Annotated in this window: 11 protein-coding genes; 9 read left to right on the top strand and 2 right to left on the bottom strand. The window is 44.7% G+C overall.

From position 1 onward, the window contains the following. Positions 1-2: 2 nt before the first annotated feature. The 9 genes from gatA (at position 3) to KI659_RS02905 (ending at position 15,697) form a co-directional block, all read left to right on the top strand. On the top strand, positions 3-1,427 hold the full coding sequence (gene gatA, locus KI659_RS02945) for an Asp-tRNA(Asn)/Glu-tRNA(Gln) amidotransferase subunit GatA (RefSeq protein ID WP_213943834.1): 1,425 nt from the start codon (positions 3-5) through the stop codon (positions 1,425-1,427). Positions 1,428-1,445: 18 nt separating this feature from the next. After that, the gene (locus KI659_RS02940) at positions 1,446-2,870 is read left to right on the top strand and encodes a lytic transglycosylase domain-containing protein (RefSeq protein WP_213943833.1); all 1,425 of its coding nucleotides are present in this window, start codon (positions 1,446-1,448) and stop codon (positions 2,868-2,870) included. A gap of 93 nt (positions 2,871-2,963) precedes the next feature. Further along, positions 2,964-4,073 carry a DUF4837 family protein gene (locus KI659_RS02935; RefSeq protein WP_213943832.1) on the top strand — a complete coding sequence of 370 codons (1,110 nt, stop codon included), beginning with the start codon at positions 2,964-2,966 and terminating at the stop codon, positions 4,071-4,073. A gap of 24 nt (positions 4,074-4,097) precedes the next feature. After that, positions 4,098-6,368 carry an NADP-dependent malic enzyme gene (locus KI659_RS02930; protein WP_213943831.1) on the top strand — a complete coding sequence of 757 codons (2,271 nt, stop codon included), beginning with the start codon at positions 4,098-4,100 and terminating at the stop codon, positions 6,366-6,368. Then, the gene (ruvA, locus tag KI659_RS02925) at positions 6,365-6,964 is read left to right on the top strand and encodes a Holliday junction branch migration protein RuvA (protein ID WP_213943830.1); all 600 of its coding nucleotides are present in this window, start codon (positions 6,365-6,367) and stop codon (positions 6,962-6,964) included. The genes KI659_RS02930 and ruvA overlap by 4 nt, the downstream gene beginning before the upstream one ends. A 282-nt stretch (positions 6,965-7,246) precedes the next feature. Further along, the gene (sov, locus tag KI659_RS02920) at positions 7,247-14,137 is read left to right on the top strand and encodes a T9SS outer membrane translocon Sov/SprA (protein ID WP_246535268.1); all 6,891 of its coding nucleotides are present in this window, start codon (positions 7,247-7,249) and stop codon (positions 14,135-14,137) included. A 53-nt stretch (positions 14,138-14,190) separates the two neighbouring features. Further along, entirely contained in the window at positions 14,191-14,568 is a 378-nt protein-coding gene (gene gcvH, locus KI659_RS02915; RefSeq protein ID WP_213943829.1) for a glycine cleavage system protein GcvH, read from the top strand. Continuing rightward, positions 14,569-14,946: a VanZ family protein gene (locus tag KI659_RS02910; protein WP_317194926.1), complete on the top strand. Its 378-nt coding sequence runs from the start codon at positions 14,569-14,571 to the stop codon at positions 14,944-14,946. A gap of 76 nt (positions 14,947-15,022) precedes the next feature. Beyond that, positions 15,023-15,697 carry an energy transducer TonB gene (locus KI659_RS02905; RefSeq protein ID WP_213943828.1) on the top strand — a complete coding sequence of 225 codons (675 nt, stop codon included), beginning with the start codon at positions 15,023-15,025 and terminating at the stop codon, positions 15,695-15,697. A gap of 94 nt (positions 15,698-15,791) precedes the next feature. On the opposite strand, the gene KI659_RS02900 is transcribed toward KI659_RS02905, so the two are convergent. Together KI659_RS02900 and KI659_RS02895 are read right to left on the bottom strand one after the other, a co-directional pair. After that, positions 15,792-16,670, bottom strand: a complete 879-nt coding sequence (locus KI659_RS02900; protein WP_213943827.1) for a YicC/YloC family endoribonuclease — start codon at positions 16,668-16,670, stop codon at positions 15,792-15,794. Positions 16,671-16,923: 253 nt separating this feature from the next. Further along, on the bottom strand, positions 16,924-20,277 hold the full coding sequence (locus KI659_RS02895; RefSeq protein ID WP_213943826.1) for a PD40 domain-containing protein: 3,354 nt from the start codon (positions 20,275-20,277) through the stop codon (positions 16,924-16,926). Positions 20,278-20,289: the final 12 nt, after the last annotated feature.

Below are 20,289 nucleotides of genomic sequence, written 5' to 3'. Positions count from 1 at the left end.
CATTGGAAAAATTTCTTTCATTTGACGAAATAAAGAAATCGTTAGAAAATCGGGAAACCGATTGCAAATCGATTGTCAATTATTACCTCAACAATATTAAAACGAAGGCGCATCTCAACGCCTTCGTTGAAGTTTATGAGCAATCCGCTTTGCAAAAAGCCGAAGAGATTGACCAAAAACTTGCACTTGGGAAAGCCGGAAAACTGGCTGGTATGGTATTGGGCATCAAAGATGTGCTCTGCCTCGCAGGACACACGGTCAATGCTTCCAGCAAAATTCTTGAGGGCTTTGAATCCCAGTTTACCTCCACAGCCGTTCAGCGACTTATCGACCAGGATGCCATTATCATCGGCCGCCTGAACTGTGATGAGTTTGGCATGGGCTCTTCCAATGAAAACACCGTTCACGGCAAAGTGCTTAATGACCTGGACAACACCAGGGTCCCTGGGGGTTCTTCCGGTGGATCAGCTGTAGCCGTTCAGGCAAACCTTTGTACCGTATCCCTGGGCACCGACACTGGTGGATCGGTAAGGCAACCTGCCGCCTTCACCGGGCTGGTGGGCACCAAGCCAACCTACAGCCGTGTTTCCCGACATGGCCTGATAGCTTATGCCTCTTCTTTTGACACCATAGGCGTGTTTAGCCGCAATGTCAAGGACAATGCCCGCGTGATGGAAACCATCGCCGGACCGGATGATTTTGACAGCACCGCTTCCAGAAAACCTGTTCCTAATTACAGCGAATTATTGCATTTCGGAAAGCCTGTAAAAATCGCCTATCTCAAAGAAACCATCAATTCCAGCGCTTTACAACCTAAAATCAAGGAAAACACCCTGGAAGTACTTGATAGGTTGAAAAAAGAAGGGCATGAAGTGGATGAAGTAAACTTCCCTTTGCTTGATTATGTGTTGCCGACTTACTATATTTTGACTACTGCAGAAGCAAGTTCTAACCTTTCGCGATTTGATGGCGTGAAATTTGGTTACAGAACTCCTAACGCTTACAACTTGGAGAGTATGTACAAGTTAACCAGATCAGAAGGGTTTGGAGAGGAAGTCAAGAGACGTATTATGTTAGGGACTTTTGTTTTGAGTGCTAGCTATTATGACGCCTATTTTACCAAGGCGCAGAAAGTTAGACGATTGATTAAGAATTTTACGGAGGACCTCTTAAATAAATATGACTACATCATTATGCCGACTACGCCTACCACGGCGTTTAAGTTTGGCGAGCATAGCAATGACCCTGTAGCCATGTATTTGGAGGATTTGTTTACCGTACAGGCATCTGTTTCAGGAGTGCCAGCCATATCCATTCCCAATGGCAAGGATGAAAAAGGCCTTCCGATTGGGCTTCAGATAATGGCCAACTCCTTCAAAGAGGCAGATTTATATGCATTTGCAGAGTATTTGTCAGCTTCGAATTAAATTAACACAGTACTGATTATGAAAAATTTGTTTAAAATCTTCGTTTTAGGCTTATTGCTAAACGCCATTTATTTTTCTAAGGCACATAGTCAGGAATTGTTGGAAATCCTTAACCAATCCGAGCCTGAGGAGGAAGAGGAAATGATATATCCGGTATATGATTACGAGCATATACCGGACTTTACCTATGATCAGGTAAAACAAAAAATCAAGAAAATGGACACGGATATGCCCTTCGAGTTGAACGAAAGGATTTATGGGTTCATTGATTACTTTACGGTAAGAAACCGTTCTTACACCAAAATGGTCCTTGAGAGAAAGGACACCTATTTCCCCCTTTTTGAAGAAGCCCTTGCCCGTCACAATATGCCTGACGACATCAAGTTTTTGGCTATCATCGAGTCCGGGCTCAACCCAAAAGCCCGCTCCAGAGTTGGCGCAATGGGTTTATGGCAGTTTATGCCAGCCACCGGCAGAATGTTCAACATGCATGCTACGCAAGATATCGATGAACGCATGGATCCAGAGCTGTCCACCGAAGCGGCCGCAAAGTATTTAAAATCCCTACACAAAATGTTTGGCAACTGGGAGCTTGCCCTTGCTGCCTATAACTGTGGCCCTGGAAATGTAAGAAAAGCCATCAGAAAATCAGGAGGAAAAACCACCTTCTGGGGTGTATATGACTTCCTTCCGAAAGAAACCCGTGGGTATGTACCCCAATTCCAAGCCATGATGTATGTCCTTCGCCATGCAGATGACCATAATTTGATTTTGGAAGATGCTGCATTCCCTATTGCCTTTGAGCGCATCAAATTTGAGAAGTCCATGGATTTGGAACAATTTGCCGGAATCACAGGCATTTGTATTGAAGATTTGGACCATCTGAATCCATCCATTCTTGATCGAAGAATCCCAGAAAGCCACAAGCATTTTGCTTTAAAAGTTCCAAAGGCAAAGGCCCAGTACATCGCCGAAAACCAACACTGGATCAGTGATAGCCTAAATATCCCCACTGCCAGGCTTGTAGCCATCAAGGAATCTGATTACACCCCACAATCCTCTCTGACCAACGACAGAGTAGCCTACCGTGTGAAATCTGGGGATGCTTTAGGAAAAATAGCGCAGAACCATGGTGTAACCGTTACCAATCTGAAAAACTGGAACAACCTTTCTTCCAACACAATACGAATAGGCCAGGTGCTTTATATTTATCCAAAAGGCAATACTGCCTTCAGCCGAAATCTGGCAAGCAGCGAAACGCCAACGAGCAGCTCCTCGAGCAATGCTTTTGACGCTTCCTCCAAAACCTACACCGTACAGCCTGGGGACTCATTATGGCTGATTTCCCGCAAGCTTGATGGGGTCACCATTGACCAGATCAAGAAGCTCAACAATCTGAACAACAATTCCATCAAACCGGGCCAAAAGCTTATCATTGGTTAATTAAGATCATTTAACTAAGTTATTAAGCCTTCTATTTTCCCTTAATTTAAAATTTGCTTAAATTGTAGGGTTAATCATCCATTTATACTCAAAATGATATTAAGAAGAATAATCCTGAGCCTTTCGCTCATTGCATCTGCTTTGTTTATATTTTCATGTGAAGGAGATGACGAAGGGGGCAACGGCTCATCCAATAAACCAAAAGCCCGTGGTGCCATAGGAGAAATACTAGTCGTAATTGACTCCACCAAATGGCAGGGCCCTGCCGGGGAAGCAGTAAGAGAAGTTTTCCAAGAAGACATAAAAGGTATCATGAGGTCTGAAAGACTGTTTTCAGTCCGAAGAGTGGACCCCAGATCCATCACCAGGATGCTCAAATTGGCCAATAACATCGTGTATGTAACTTCTTTTGATGATAGAAGCGGTGGTAGCCAAAAAATCAACCAACAGTTCAATGAGGAATCCAGGCAAATGGTAGCCGATGATCCAACCATGTTCATGCTTAGAAGTAAGGATGAGTTTGCAGTGGGTCAGGAAGTGCTTTATCTATTTGGAACCACTGAGAATGATTTGATAAGAAATTTGCGGGAAAACAAATCCAAGCTGCAGAACCTTTTTCAGGTAAGAGAAAGGGAAAGACTAGGTAGAACAATATTAAAGAGAAAAAGCGGGGAGCTTTCGAGACTGGGGCAGGACAAGTTTGACATCAACCTCAACATCCCGGCATCCTACCAGTTGGTAAAGGATGAGAACAATTTTATATGGGCCAGGCAACCCACCCCTACAGCTGACAGGCCTGACATCAGTCTGTTTTTCTACCAGACGGATTATAAGTCAGAAGACCAATTATTCCCAGAAAATCTGGTCGAATTTAGGAATAGCATTACTAGAAACCATATCTTTGGGGACCCAAATAACAGGGAATCCTATTTGGTCACCGAGCGCCGTGAGGAACCACCGCTGTTCAACAATTTCAACATCCAAGGCAATTATGCTGTGGAAATGAGAGGCTCTTGGCGAACCAACACCTACAGCATGGGTGGCTCATTTTTGAGCTACATTGTGGTGGATGAGAAAAAAGGGAAGATCTATTATATGGAGGGTTTTGTCTATTATCCCAACGAAGCCCACAGGGAGTCGTTGAGAGAGATCGAAACCATATTGTTGGCCACTGAATTTCCCAATGTGGAAGAGGCCGATTAAGCAGCACAAACCAACAAACCTTTTATGGCTATTAAAATCAGAAAAGAAGATGCCCTCAATTACCACACCCAGGGTAAGGCAGGCAAAATTGAAGTAATCCCCACCAAACCCCTATCAAGCCAGTTGGATCTGGCTTTAGCTTACTCCCCCGGCGTGGCGGAACCTTGCAACGAAATTGCTGAAGATAAAGAAAACGTATATAAATATACTGCCAAAGGCAACCTGGTTGCCGTAATTTCCAACGGTACCGCAGTACTAGGTCTGGGGGATATAGGTCCCGAAGCATCCAAGCCTGTAATGGAGGGTAAAGGCGTCTTGTTCAAGAAATTTGCCGGTATCGATGTATTCGATATTGAAATCGACGAAAAAGATCCTCAAAAACTTATCCAGATCATCAAGTCCCTTGAGCCCACTTTTGGTGGGGTAAACCTTGAAGACATCAAAGCCCCGGAATGTTTTGTGATTGAGCAAACCCTCAAGGAGCAGATGAAGATTCCTGTGATGCATGATGACCAGCACGGCACAGCCATCATCTCAGGAGCAGCCTTATTGAACGCCCTTGAACTGGTAGGCAAGAAAATCGAAGATATCAAATTGGTCGTAAACGGTGCAGGAGCATCCGCCGTTTCTTGTACCCGTTTTTACATGTCACTGGGTGTGAAGAGAGAAAACGTGGTCATGTGTGACAAAGAAGGTGTGATCCGTAACGACCGTCAGGGATTGGATGCCATCAAGCAGGAATTCAGCACTGGCAGGGACATAAATACTTTGACAGATGCATTGAATGATGCGGACGTATTCCTTGGTCTATCCGCCGGAAACATTGTTTCTCAAGATCAGATTCGCCAAATGGCACCAAATCCCATTGTATTTGCATTAGCCAATCCTAACCCGGAGATTCCTTACGAATTGGCCATCGAGGCACGCGAGGACATCATCATGGCTACAGGCCGATCCGACCACCCTAACCAAGTGAACAATGTATTGGGCTTCCCTTACATTTTCCGTGGGGCACTGGACGTGAGAGCCACTGCAATCAATGAAGAAATGAAATTGGCTGCGGCTAAAGCTATCGCTAAATTAGCCAAGGAGCCTGTTCCGGATATTGTAAATAAGGCCTATGGTGACAGCAAGATTAGCTTTGGTACTATGTACCTCATTCCCAAGCCGCTTGACCCAAGGTTGATCACCACCATCGCCCCTGCCGTAGCCAAAGCCGCTATGGATTCAGGTGTAGCCAAAAACCCAATTAAGGATTGGACAGCTTACGAACTTGAACTTCAGGAAAGAATCGGTATCGACCAACGATTGATGTCAAGAGTTATCTCTAGAGCGCGGAAAAACCCTAAGCGCATTGTATTTGCCGAAGCTGATAACATCAAGATCCTTAAGGCTGCCCAAATTATTCAAGATGAGAATATTGCCATCCCGGTACTTTTGGGTAACAGTACAACAATTAAGCAGCTGATTGAGGAGCATTCACTGGACTTACAAAATGCCCTGATTATCGATCCATTTGAGGATGATGCCAAAATCGACCATTTCAGCAGAATTCTTTATGAAAAACGTAAGCGAAAAGGCATCACCCCCCATGAGGCCAAAAAGCTGATGAGGGAGAGGAATTACTTCGGGGCCATGATGGTGGAAATGGGAGAAGCTGATGCTTTGATCTCAGGTCTTACCAAAGACTATCCAAAAACCATCCTTCCTGCCCTTCATGTAATTGGAGTAAAAGAAGGCGTGGACAGGGTAGCGGGTATGTACATTATGAACACCAACAAAGGTCCTTACTTCTTTGCTGACACTACGGTAAATGTAAATCCATCTGCACATGAACTTGTAGAAATCATCGGTTTGACCGCCAATGCGGTTAGATTCTTCGATATCGAGCCAAGAGTTGCGGTGCTATCCTATTCTAACTTTGGTTCTGCCAAAGGTGATGTGCCTACCAAAACTGCACTGGCCACCAAAATGGCTAAGGAGCAGTTCCCAGACTTGATCATCGAGGGAGAAATGCAGGCCAACGTAGCCATCAACGAGGAAATCCAACAGGAAAACTATCCCTTCAGTGCAATGGCACAGAAAAAGGCTAACACCCTGGTGTTTCCTGACCTAAGTGCTGGTAACATTGCTTACAAGCTACTTTCCGAACTCGGAAATGCGGAAGCAATCGGACCAATCCTTTTGGGTATGAACAAACCTGTACACATCCTTCAGCTGGGAAGCTCTATCCGTGATATCGTAAACATGGTGGCAATAGCAGTAGTGGATGCCCAAACACAAAATCAATCATGATTGCATATTTGAAAGGCAAACTTGCCTACAAGGATCCCACGTTTGTCATCATAGATGTCAACGGGATCGGCTACGAGGTAAAGATTAGCCTTACTACATATTCAAAAATTAAAGATGAGGAGCAAATTTTGCTCCTCACTTATTTGCATGTCAAAGAGGACGCCCAAGTTCTGTATGGTTTTAAGGAAGAGGCAGAAAAGAAGCTGTTTCTTCTGCTAATATCGATCAGTGGCGTCGGCCCCAATACCGGCCTGATGATTCTGTCTTCTCTTCATTCTGAAGAACTTGAATATGCGATAGCCAATGGCGACCATCAAACCATCCAACGGGTTAAAGGTGTCGGTGCCAAAACGGCTCAAAGAATTGTATTAGAACTAAAAGACAAGATAAAGAGAGACGCTTTAGGGGATGCGCCAATAACTGGTACTGGATTCCTAAATAGTGGCAATAAAATCAAAAAAGAAGCGTTGCAAGCATTGATAACGTTAGGTTTTCCGAAAGCGACCGCCGAAAAAAATATTGACAAAATCTTAAAAAAAACCGGCCCAGATATTTCTTTGGAAGAATTAATTAAGGCATCTTTAAAGTCCACATAATCTTGGAGAGTACGATTGATTTTTAATAACTCATATTATTTTTCGAGTTTAACCCGAATCCATTTTTCAACAGCAGGGTACATCTTGCTGTTGCTCGTATTTTTTTTACCTGTAAGTTCCGGACACGCCCAACAAGGCCCTGTCATTATTCCTCAAGATACTATTCCTACGGATACTTTACCTTCAAGGTTGGACAGCCTCATTCAACGGCAACAACAGCCGTCATTCCTGTTATGGAACAATTTTAATACCAATCCCCTATTTCCTCCTCAAAATCCCTTGATGAGAAGGCAATCGCCTTTTCTACTTGCCCCCCCTACCCAGAGAGAAGTGCAGGTAGAAATGGACACCACCATGAGGTACCGGATTATGGATCAAGTGGATTCAACAATGGTTGGTCCAGGATACACTTTGGATTTTGATGATTATTCCAAAATGCAGGAGCTAAGGATCAGGCAGGAATATTGGAGAAACCGTTCCCGAGGCCAAGATGGGGAAAGTGCCGTCAGTGGAAGAGGCCTTATCCCTCCTATGACCGTCAGCCCTACTTTTGACAGGTTGTTTGGGGGAAATGAGATCAACATTGTTCCCAACGGAAACGTCAACCTGGACTTTGGCGGGATTTACAGAAGAATCGACAACCCTGCCATCCCCATCCGGCAGCAGAGAAACGGGGGCTTCAACTTTGACCAGCAGATCCAGATGGCGGTCAATGGAACCTTGGGCCAAAAGATGAGAATAGGGGCAAATTTCGACTCCAACAACTCATTTGATTTTCAGAACCAACTGAAAGTGGAATACACTGGCTTTGAGGAAGACATTGTGAAGTCCATCGAAATCGGTAATGTCAGCATGCCGGTTCAAAATAGCTTGATCCAAGGTGCACAGAACCTTTTTGGCGTCAAATCCCAACTGCAGTTCGGTAAACTTTTCATGACCACCGTAGCCTCTACCCAAAGGGGACGAAGGGATGAGATTGTATTGGAAGGGGGAAACCAAGGGCGGCCATTTGAACTGAGAGCTTCAGATTATGATGAAAATAGACACTTTTTCCTAGGGCATTTCTTTAGGGACAATTATGAAAGGTGGCTCAGAGGTTTACCTCAGGTACTTTCAGGAGTAAACATCACCCGTGTGGAAGTTTACATCATGAACCGGGCAAACAACACGGAAACGTTGAGGAATTTCATAGCTTTTACCGACCTTGCAGAGGGTCAAAGGATCCACCGTCCCGACAATCCAAACATCGGAACGGGCAATTCCTCCTCCCCTAACTCCAATGATGCCAACAACCTTTTCAACAACCTTACCCGAAATGGTGCCTACCGTTCATTTGACAATGCCGGTCAGGCAATCGAAAGCGGTCTTGGGTTGACTAGAGGAACCGACTTTGTACAGATCAATGGGGCAAGGAAACTTGCCCAAACAGAATTCACCTTCCACAGAGAGTTGGGATATCTCTCGCTTTTCAGAAAGCTTCAAAACGATGAGGTAGTGGCTGTATCCTACGAATACACCTATAATGGCAGGTCCTATAAGGTGGGTGAACTGAGTGAAGATTACCAAAACAGGCCAGAAAACGAAGTTCTATTCCTAAAGATGCTCCGCCCTGCAAGCATCAACACCAGATTGCCTACGTGGGATCTGATGATGAAAAACATCTATAACCTGAACGCCAACCAAATCCAGCGGGAAGGTTTCCAACTCCAGGTAATCTACCGAGATGACCGAACCGGTCTGGATAACCCCAGCTTACTGGAAGGGCAAAATGTGCGGGATAGACCGCTTATCCGATTAACCGGACTGGATAACCTCAACCCCCAAAATGACCCCCAACCGGATGGCAACTTTGACTTTGTGCCTGGCCTGACCATAATGCCCGAACGGGGTCTTATGGCTTTTCCCGTTTTGGAACCTTTTGGCCAGAGGCTGGAGAGTTTTTTCGAACCAGGCGAGGCAAATCTGGTTGACAAATATGTTTTTGACACCTTGTACCGCACCACTCAAGCTGATGCGGAATTGGTGACTAGACTCAATAAATATTTCATTGTCGGCAGCTTAAATGCCGGGTCAGCATCTGAAATCATGCTGCCCGGCTTAAATATTTCCGAGGGGTCGGTATTGGTGCAGGCGGGAAATATACCATTGACCGAAGGGGTTGATTATACCGTTGATTATAATATTGGACGGGTAATCATTATCAATGAAGGCATTTTGGCTTCAGGAAAGAGGATTACCATCAGTTTTGAAAAAGCCGATCTGGTAAGCTTCCAGACACGAAGTTTGCTGGGTACAAGGTTTGATTATATTTTCAATGATAACCTAACTTTGGGGGGTACCTTTTTATACCTTAACGAACGCCCCAACATCACCAGGATCGCCACCGGCAACGAGACTATCCGTAACAGCATGTGGGGATTGGATGTGAATTATAGTGATGAATCTAGGTTTTTGACCAAACTTACTGACGCATTACCGTTTACTAATACCAAGGAAAAGTCCTTGTTCCAATTCAGCGGGGAATTTGCCCAGCTGCTCCCTGGCACATCCAATCAGGTAAACGGTGAAGGGACTTCATACATTGACGATTTTGAAAATGCAGTAACTCCATTCAGCTTGGGAGCCAACCCCCAAAGCTGGAGCCTGGCAGCCACTCCTGCCACTGACGACAACCGGTTTGACCTCAGCTTCCAATCTGAGGACCGACTTGGCAATGCCTACAGAAGAGCCCGCTTGGCTTGGTACACCATAGATAACGTCTTTTATAGAGAATCAGGCCCTGGTGTTCCTTCCAATATTACTCGCCAGGATAGGCAAAACCATTATGTCAGAAGAGTAATTCCTCAAGAGATATTTAGGGAGAGATTTAGGGATGTTATCATTACCCCGGAGCCCCTTTTTGAAATGGCCTATTTCCCCCATGAGAGAGGGATGTATAATTACAATACAAGCCTTACCCCTGATGGCCTATTGCCCAATCCAAGGCAGAATTATGGGGGTATCACCCGAGCCATTACCTCAGAGGTAGATTTTGACCGGACCAATATTGAGTATATTGAGTTCTGGTTGATGGATCCCTTCATTGGGGGTGAAAATGGTAGAGTGCTGGATGGTATTTTTAATGAGAACAACACCACAGGTGGCCGATTGGTGTTCAACCTTGGTGAAGTGTCAGAAGACATTATCCGTGATGGACGTCATGCCTTCGAAAATGGCCTTCCAGAGGATGGCGATCAATCGCAAACAGTGGTAAATGAATGGGGTCGGATCACAAGACAACAATTCCTCACACCGGCGTTTGACAATTCCCCAGAAGCGCGGGAAAATCAAGACGTGGGTCTGGATGGCCTTAGCAGTGATGAAGAAGCCGCATTCTTTGCCGACCGTTTTATCAACCGATTGAGTGTGGCCGGGGAGGCTTTGCAGGAAATCATCCAGGATCCATCTGCCGATGACTTCCAATATTACCTTGATAACAACTTTGACCAAAATGATGTCAAGATCCTTGAGCGTTACAAGAAGTTCAACGGTATGGAAGGCAATACGCCCATCACTTCCAATGTAAACCTTCCCTATACCCCTTCAGGAAGCAACGTGCCAGACAATGAGGATCTGAATAATGACAACACCATCAATGAGGTAGAAAGCTACTATGAGTACAGCTTGGAGCTGCGCCCATCCGAAATGCGACCAGGTCGAAATTATATCGTGGATGAAGTGACCCACATTGAAAATGGGGAGTCGGTAAACTGGTACCTTTTCCGGATCCCTGTTCGTCAACCGCACCGCACCCAGGGAGATATTTCAGGGTTTAAGTCCATTAGGTTTATGAGAACCTACCTGACCGATTTCGAGCAACCCGTGGTATTGAGAATGACAAAATTCCAACTGGTGGGCAGCCAGTGGAGAACTTTCGAAGAATCACTTTTCCAGAGAGGCTTCGCTGAAATCCCTGAGCCGGACTTGTCCAATTTCAGAGTTGGCGTGGTGAATATCGAGGAAAACGGTCAGGGCAGCGAAAACATGAGCCCCTATGTGCTTCCTCCTGGGTTTACAAGGGACAGGGACAACACCTCCACGGTGGAAAGGCAGCTGAACGAGCAGTCCTTGCAGCTTTGCGTGGACAACCTTGCCGCTAGAGATGCACGGGCGGTTTTCAAAAATGTAAATGAAGACCTTGTCCAGTACGGGAGGTTGAAAATGTTTCTTCATGCTGACAGCGATGATGCTGAAAACGGTGAAATCACGGCTTTTCTGAGACTAGGCACCGATTACACGGATAATTATTATGAGATTGAAGTCCCGCTGATGCTCACTCCTCGCGGAACAAGAGATCCAAGGCAGATATGGCCTTTGGAAAATGAAATTGATATTGCCATCAATGAAATAGTGGGTGTAAAAGCTGAACGTGACCAACAGCGTGTTCCGCAAAACCTGCCTTTTACTGCCCAGATAAGACAATACCGTGTGACTGTGATCGGACGTCCCGAACTGAGTTTTGTACAGGGGATGATGATAGGTATCAAAAATCCTGGCTCCACGGGGGGTGCCAGCCGTTCCATTTGTATTTGGGCCAATGAGTTGAGGGTTACGGACTTCAACAGAAGCTCAGGCTGGGCCGCCAATGCAAGAATGAACGCCCAACTTGCCGATGTGGCGGTGATCAGCTCCTCTATTCGCCACAATACTTTTGGCTTTGGCGGCTTGGAAACTAGACTTTCCCAAAGGGCAAGGGAATCCACGACCCAATATGACATTTCAGCTAATGTGAATGTGGACAAAATACTGCCGGAAGGCTTGGGTATTAGTGTACCCATGTACATCAGCATGGAAAACACCACCACCACACCAGAATTTGATCCTCTTAATGCCGATGTTCCTTTTGAACTAGCCCTCTCCAAATTCCAAACCGAGGAAGAAAGGGAAGCCTATAGGCAGCTGGTTCTTGATCAGGTCAAGCGAAGAAACATTTCTTTCAATAACGTCAGGAAACTCAAACGGAACGAGGATTCCAAAAGCCGTTTCTATGACCTGGAAAACCTGGCTTTTTCCTACTCTTTCGGAACAGTGAGGCAAACCAATATCCGTACGGAAAGCTATGACTGGGAAACCTATCGCGGAAACATCCTATACAACTTCCAGCCCACCCCGGTGGTCATTGAACCGTTCAAAAACATGGGTTTTCTAAGCAGCAAGCACCTGCAGCTCATCCGAGATTTCAATCTAAACCTCACCCCTTCCATGCTTACGGCCAGGTTGGATGTGGATAGAAGCTTTATGCGCACCCAGTATAGAAATGATAGGCTGACTACTGAAGGGGTAGATCCACTCTTCCAAAAAAGCTTTTTCATCAACCGTTTTTATGGTCTAAACTGGGATTTGACTAACAATCTCCGCTTCGATTTCAATAGCCGCATCAATGCCGTGGTAGATGAACCTGAAGGGGATTTGAATACCCAGGCCAAGATGGATTCAGTCCGCATAAATGCATTCAGACTGGGCAGGACGACCAATTACCACCACCAGGCAACCCTGAATTATGCTGTTCCATTGGACAAGTTGCCCGCGACTGATTGGATAAAAGCTGATCTGAGGTATGAGGCTACTTATGCTTGGTTTACGGGAGCTATTGGACAAAGGGATACTTTGGGAAATGTAATTCAAAACACCCGTGACCGAAGTGTCAACGGGAAACTGGATTTTGCGAAGCTGTACAGCAAAAACAAGCGACTGCGGGAAGTAACCGCACCCAGGCGGCCTACCATTCCAGGTAGGCAAAGACAGGAGGAAACCTCCTCGCCGGAAAGCCCTGTGAACAGCCTGCTCAAATTTGCCATGATGGTAAAAGAAGTCAATTTCCGCTATGGAATCGTGGAAGGTACATTCCTGCCTGGCTACATGGAAAACACCGGCCTTTTCGGCATGGACAGAAGCTTCTTGAACCCGGGGCTTGGCTTTGTGATGGGCTCCCAAAATCCGATGGTAAGGTATGATTTGGCCAATCAGGGACTCTTGGCCCCTAGTACCGAGTTAACTCAGACATTTAGGCAGAGTCAAACGATAAACCTCCAGGTGAATGCCTTAATAGAACCCATAAGGGATTTTAGAATAAACCTGGACGCAAGAAAAAGAGAAATGGGTGAATACAATGAGATTTTCAGAAGGGATGAACTCTTTGACAACGAATATTTATCCATCAATCCAAACAGAATAGGTGCATATAGCATAAGTTACAGTTTGATTCGGACTGCTTTTGCGAGTGATGATAGGCAAAACAACAGTCCTTTGTTTAGGAGATTTGAAGAATACCGCTCTGTGATTCAGCAAAGGCTGGCAGCCCAAAACCCTTCCGGAGAGTACCAACTCAACGGTCAGGATGTTTTGATCCCATCCTTCCTTGCCGCCTATTCTGGTCAGGATGTTAACGATATCGGACTCTCCCCTTTCCCTAAAATTCCTATACCCAACTGGAGAGTGGAATACCGTGGACTGGGCAGGATCCCGGCTTTGCAGGAATATTTCTCCAGCATCAACCTGACGCATAATTATACATCAAGCTATGATGTCAGCAATTTCTCCAACAGCTTGCTTTACCAAAATGGTTTGGAACTTTATAATACGGTCCATCAATTCCCAGCTGCATCCTTGACCAACGAATTCGGGGAGTTTATTCCCGTATTTATCATGAACCAAATCGTGGTATCGGAAAGATTTGCACCGCTAATAGGTGTCAATCTTTTGACTAAAGACAGGATGAATATCGGATTCGAATACAATACCGAGCGGAATATAGGCCTTAATTTCTCCAACGCACAAGTGACTGAACAGAGCAGCAAAGATTTCAGATTTGACTTGGGCTACACAAAAGCTGGGGTGAGAATTCCGTTTAAAATACGCGGTCAGCAAGAAGTTTTGAACAATGATTTGGAAATCCGCCTCTCTACCAGAATCGTGGACACCCAGACTATACAGCGAAAGATTGAAGAAGTAAGCACATTGACCAACGGAAATCTCAATTTTCAGATCAGACCGACAATCGGTTATCTTATAAATCAAAATTTAAGGGTAACCCTCTATTTTGACAAAACTATCAATGACCCAAAGGTTTCCACTGCCTTTCGTAGAAGTTCAACCGCCTTTGGTGGACAATTACGATTTAATTTATCCCAATAGGTTTTTTCATTAAACGAAAGCTTGTATTTTTGGACAGGTATAAACAAAATTTTATGAACTTCCCAAAAGAACTAAAGTACACTAAAGATCACGAGTGGGTAAAAATTGAAGGCGACACTGTTACAATTGGCATCACCGAATTTGCGCAGAGAGAATTGGGCGATATTGTATATGTAGAGGTTGAAACTGTCGGTGAAACTATTGAGCACGGTGAGGTGTTTGGTACAGTAGAGGCGGTAAAGACTGTTTCGGATTTATTTATGCCCCTATCTGGTGAAATCCTAGAATTCAACGAAGAACTTGAAAACAGCCCTGAAATGGTCAACGAAGATCCATATGGTGCAGGCTGGATGATCAAAGTGAAAATGGATGGCGATCTTCCGTCAGACCTACTTTCTTCCGAGGAGTACGGAGAACTATTGGGACAATAAGTGAAAAACAGACTGCTACTGGCGCTGGCTTGGACTATCCTATTGCTGATAGGGTTGCTTACACCCGGTTCATCTATCCCAGATGTCCCCAAGCCTCCCGGTGCGGACAAGCTTGTCCATCTTGGTTTATTTATGGTTTTGGCCTTTCTTTGGTCAAGAGTATTTAATGATCGTACGGACAAAAGAATAAAAAAAAGCAAATACATTCCGAACTTCTTAGTTGTTATAGTTGTTTTTGCTATATTAGTGGAGTATATACAGCGATTGGTACCGGGCCGCTCATTTGATTATTGGGATATCCTGTTCAATATACTCGGGGTGACAATTGGCGCCGTTCTATTCTATTATTTGCACAAGCGTAAAAGTAAGCTTGTATAAGTGAAATAAAATAGTTACAATTGTTATCTCTTTAACATTAAAGTAAACTTATTTAAACCTTTATAAGGAAATTAACATGGAAGCTAAAAAGACAGAAAAGGCTGACTTAACCAGAAAATCGGGCATGTTCCTGAATCTGGGTCTTATGGTCAGTGTTGGTCTTGTCCTGTTAGCCTTTGAGTGGAAGTCTTATGACGATCTAGCATTGAAGGATCTGGGCACGATTGACGATGATTTCGAGGAGTTACTAGATATTCCGATTACGGAACAGCCACCTCCACCGCCACCACCGGTAGAGCAGCCTATCATCGAGGAGATCCCTGATGAGGTTGAAATTGAAGAAAAGATCGAAGTAAACTTCGATGTGGATGTTAAAGAGGAGACCGTAATTAAGGAAGTTGAAATCTCTGACGCACCAGTTGAAGAGAAAGCTGATGAGATCTTTGACGTGGTAGAGAACCCACCACAGCCTCAGGGCGGTATGGAAGGTTGGAACAAGTATCTTTCCAGCAACCTTAAATACCCAACCCAAGCCAGAAGAATGGGTATTGAAGGTACTGTTTACGTTGTGTTCGTTGTGAACACGGATGGATCAATCCAAGACGTTGACGTACTAAGAGGTATCGGGGGCGGTTGTGATGAGGAAGCTATCCGAGTAGTAAAAGCAGCACCTAAATGGACCCCTGGTAAGCAGAGAGGTAGACCAGTAAGGGTAAAAATGAGACTACCGATCAGATTCAAACTGAGCTAATCATACAAAAAAAAAGGACTCGAAAAGAGTCCTTTTTTTTTGTCCACGATCCAAAGTAGCTATCGACTATGGACTGTGGACTATTAGCTATCTACTACAAGATATTCAAAGCCTGCTCTTTTATCTTTTCAAGCTCATCCTTCATGATGATCACATGTCTTTGAATTGAAGCATCATTGGCCTTCGATCCAATGGTATTAATCTCTCTACCGATTTCTTGACTGATAAAACCAAGTTTTTTACCCTGGCTCTTATCGCTTGATAGGATTTTGTCAAAATAATCAAGGTGGGTGCCCAACCTCACGATTTCCTCTGTGATATCAATCTTCTCAAAGTAATAGATAAGTTCCTGTTCAAACCTGTTGGCGTCAAATGAATTCTCGTCCAAGAATTCCTTGAAGTTATTTCTAATCCGCTCTTTAATCCTATCTTTTCGGATCGGGTCTTCAACTTCCACTTTCTTCAGTCCATCCCTGATGATGCTGATGTTCTCTTCCATCTTTCTGGCCAACACTGCTCCTTCGTCCTTTCTATACTCATCGCAGTGCTCCAAAGCCTCCACCATCACCCTTTTCACCACTTCCCAATCCGCGTCCCCACTGGCAGATTCAGTTAGCACTGAGGTTACATTCGGAGACTGAAGGGCTATTTTAAACAGCTCAGGACTGTCCACCCCAACCTTTCCGGCCATGGTGGCATACTTTTCGAAATAGGCTTCAAAAAGCTCCTCATTGATTGAAACGGGCAGTTCATTGCTCTTTTTGGCCGTAAATTCTATAGTCAAATTCACTTTTCCTCTTTCTAAAATGCCATTTACGACATTCCTTACTTCCAATTCTTTATCGCTAAATTGTCGCGGACTCCTCAAGGACAAATCCAAAAACTTGGAGTTCAAAGTCTTGACCTCAACATTTATGATGTAGTCATCATTTTCAAGATTGGCCACACCATAGCCCGTCATAGATTTAATCATACTTTCTTATTTCAATATTTAATGTTTTCTCTCATCATTCGGTCTTCCGTCAAGAATACCCGAAATGGTAACTATGCAAATTCTACGCAATGAAGCCTTTGTGTACTTCCTTTCCACTAAGTGTCTTTTGTGGCCAATTAATCTTTTTGCAAATTATTTCCGTGAAGAGGCCCTTTTGTTACTTCTTTTTAATTTTGTGCCCTTTGTGCCCTTTTTGCCCTTTGTGGCCTACTTTTCTTACGTCTTCCGTCTTCTAAAAATTATACCCCAACGTCACATAAAATCTCGGTCTCTCCACAGTATAATCCCTCACAGGCCTGGCCACATCAAATTTCACATAATAATTGAGCAAAACAGTCCTTAAGCCAGCACCATAACTCTGCAGCCATGGATTGCTAAAATTGTTGACGGTAATATTAAAAGGTGACCCTTCGGTATCTATCACCTCGGTGTTTCTATCGTTGATTCTCTCCCACGGCGCAGCTTCATTCCAGGATGAACCCGCATCATAGAAACCTACAAGCTGGAAATTCTTCACGAAATTAGAGGCTATATTCCCTCTTGATAAATAGGAGAAAATAGGGATTCTCAATTCAGCTGAAAAGGTGATCACATTATTCCCCCTGATCTCATCGTAATCATACCCCCTCAGATCCACAAATTCAGCAAACAGCAAGTTGGTATTTTCTCTTCCTGTAGGGTTCCTCACTGGACTGGCTTCTGGCCTATTGGCTGGAGGTTCATAAAACTGGTTAAAGAGCCAGTTGTCCATTCCGCCCACCATGTAGGTTTGCGGATTGTTCCCAAAAAATGAGCCTGCAAAGAGACGGGTTGCCAAAGTGATATTCTTGGACACCTTCTGGTAATTTCTCAAGTCCAGGTAAGCATTGCTGAAAGAACGCTGGCTTTCATTCAGGCCTTGGTAGTGGACGAACCCGATTTTACCCTTGAAGCCTTGCTGCATATACAAGCCCAGCTGGTTGGTTCTATCCACCACAAATTCAGCCCTACCACCCGCATAGTTGATATCAAGCCTGTTTTCCATTCCTTCCCCTCCCCTGATAATGGAATCCGGATTTAGATTGAAATACTGAGTTTTTGCCACAAAAGGAGCCAACATAACCCTGGAGTGAACCGTGAAAGGATAGCTAAATCCTAACTCGGTTTTGGTCAGTACATAGCGCTGATAGGTTTCAATTCCTTCAGACCACAATACCGCCCTTCTATCAAACCTTCCCCTTACATCAATTCTCTGCTTGAGATATTCATACTCAAAGAACACGTCCGATCCAGACCTGAAATCTAGGGTGGTCATGATTCCGCCTCTGAAGGCGTGGTTGTCCAAAAGGTCAGTCATCTCGGCGTTGAGGCTAACCCCAAATCCACGAAGCGGATCCACAACAAAATTGGTATTCAGACTGCTGGCAATAAATCTAGGCACATAGGTGTTTGGTCCGGTCACTCTTTTTTGCATGGTCTGCTGCCTATAGGCATCCAAGGCTGAACTTCTCCCTGCACCTGCTAGGCGTGTTGACCTATCGATTTCTGGTACCGTATCAAACACATAATTATCTGTATCTATCCCACCTCTTCCTTCAAACCGCAACCTATCGGTATTGATAGTACCAGTTTGTGGAGTAGTGGCCACGGTATCCCTAGCTACACCACCGCCGCCAATCAGCAAATCGTCAAGGTTAATATCCACTGTAGGCGCTGGGGTTATGGTATCCGTAACCACCTCATCTGGTCGAACCGCCCTTTGCTGGGTTCGGCGTTCGGCCGGTGTCTCCCTGCGATCTCTTCTGGTAGCTGTCCGTTCGTTTAGCAACTTGGCCTGAGCCAATTGCACCCTGGGTGTGCTAGGCGTGAATTGGTCTAGGTTGGGAAATGTCTCCACCACCAACTTACTTTGGATACCATCCTGTACCGAATAGGCCCACTGGTTGGTTTGGGGAGAATAGTCAAATGCTATCAGGCTTTTGTTGAAGGCGGAAACCTGGCTGGACACCGAGGATCCCAACCCATACCTACTCACATTCATGATCCCACTCTGGTCGCTTAAATGCAAAACAAAATTCCTATTGAGTACCCTTGGCCTAAAGTTTTTGGTATTGGTATTCGTCAGTCGTGTGGTGACCACCGAATCGCCAACATCAATTCGGAAAAGGTTATAATAATCCGCTAAATTAGAAATATCAAAAATCCGTTCATTCAAAAGACTGTCGGGCAAATCGGTACGATTGGAAGAAAACACTATCGTGCTGTCATTTAAAAATACCGGACTGATGTTGTCAAACACATCATTAGTCAACCTTCTCCCCTGTCCTCTCATGTTCAAAGTATAGATTTCAGTTTTGCCATTTGAAATGGCAGAAAGCACCATGTTGCGGCCATTGGAATTAAAGTCTATATCCAAGATCTGGGTAAGATTTCTCAGGAAGATTTTATCTTGACCGCTGCCGTCAATAGCGCGAAGTCTCAAGGTGGAGGTTCCCCTTCTAAAAGTTGCAATGGCTAAGTTCAAGGTATCCTTCCAGGCAATTACTGGGGAAGTGAAGTTAGGCCGCTGGTCGTCCACATTGTATCCCCCCCTATAAACGGCTCTTTCCCTTCCCGAACTCAGGTCACGCACCACTACCCTGTATTTACCGTTGGTGTTCTGAACATAGGCAAGGTTTTTCCCGTCAGGGCTGAACTTCACATCGTTTATGCTGCCCTGCCTTCTGGGGCTGGTGGTGGTTATTACCTTATCCTCATTGATACTTTTAAAAGTTGACAATACCGGCTCGTTCAGTCCCACATAATACCCTCTCCATTGATCAGAAAAGTTGCGGTAGTTGATCCCTATGGTGTTGGCAATACTGTTTTCCTCATTTCTGTTGATCCTACTGAGGTTTAATATGCTGGAGATATATCTACGTCCGTATTTTTCCACGATGAAGTTCCAAATGGACTGCCCCACCAATCCAGCTTCCTCATCCCTCAATCTGTGCATTCGCGGCCGGGGATTGTTGTGAAGGTAGTGGCGGACAAAATCATCCATCTCCCTGCTCCAACCTTTTGCCAAATAAAGCGCTGCTCCATCTACAAACCACTCCGGGAAACTATTGATCAGATTGGACTGGAAAGCATCGGCAATGGATGAGCCGTAAAGCATTTCCTCGATGATGGCCTTGGACACCCCATAAATTAACTCTTCCTTAAATTCGGGATATTGGCCTGTGAAGGGGACTTCAGCCAGAAGCTTGCTGAAATAGGTTTGACCATCTACGGTGTATTCATTTTTGTTGAGATTGAGATTACTCTGAAGGAGGTCTTCGCGCGAATTGTAAATAAAGACCTTCGGCTTGGTGTAAGCCACATACCCAATCATCTGGGTGATCCGGTCAAATTGGGATTCCAGATAGTCAATCGCCATCCGGGCCTTGGCTTGGCCTCCGTCGTAATAGTAAACTTCAAAATTATTGGAAGAATAGTACGACCATTCCATATTCTTATGTTGAACACGGTTTTTTCCGAACCTCTCCCGGTCAAATTGCGCTTTGGTTTCAGGAGTAAAACCAAAAAGTAGCACAAAACTCAATACTAACAGTAATCTCAGCTTCATGTATGTAGGGTA

Source organism: Litoribacter ruber, assembly GCF_018449405.1.
Taxonomy (GTDB): domain Bacteria; phylum Bacteroidota; class Bacteroidia; order Cytophagales; family Cyclobacteriaceae; genus Litoribacter; species Litoribacter ruber.
The sequence above is the reverse complement of the archived record's forward strand: the minus strand, read 5'-3'. Positions and strand labels throughout refer to the sequence as shown.

What these genes read in the sequence shown, in the direction of transcription:
- ruvA (WP_213943830.1), top strand. Translation starts at nt 6,365, where the DNA reads ATGATTGCATATTTGAAAGGCAAACTTGCCTACAAGGATCCCACGTTT.
- KI659_RS02940 (WP_213943833.1), top strand. Translation starts at nt 1,446, where the DNA reads ATGAAAAATTTGTTTAAAATCTTCGTTTTAGGCTTATTGCTAAACGCC.
- gcvH (WP_213943829.1), top strand. Translation starts at nt 14,191, where the DNA reads ATGAACTTCCCAAAAGAACTAAAGTACACTAAAGATCACGAGTGGGTA.
- sov (WP_246535268.1), top strand. Translation starts at nt 7,247, where the DNA reads ATGAGAAGGCAATCGCCTTTTCTACTTGCCCCCCCTACCCAGAGAGAA.
- KI659_RS02905 (WP_213943828.1), top strand. Translation starts at nt 15,023, where the DNA reads ATGGAAGCTAAAAAGACAGAAAAGGCTGACTTAACCAGAAAATCGGGC.
- KI659_RS02895 (WP_213943826.1), bottom strand. Translation starts at nt 20,277, where the DNA reads ATGAAGCTGAGATTACTGTTAGTATTGAGTTTTGTGCTACTTTTTGGT.
- KI659_RS02900 (WP_213943827.1), bottom strand. Translation starts at nt 16,670, where the DNA reads ATGATTAAATCTATGACGGGCTATGGTGTGGCCAATCTTGAAAATGAT.
- KI659_RS02930 (WP_213943831.1), top strand. Translation starts at nt 4,098, where the DNA reads ATGGCTATTAAAATCAGAAAAGAAGATGCCCTCAATTACCACACCCAG.
- KI659_RS02935 (WP_213943832.1), top strand. Translation starts at nt 2,964, where the DNA reads ATGATATTAAGAAGAATAATCCTGAGCCTTTCGCTCATTGCATCTGCT.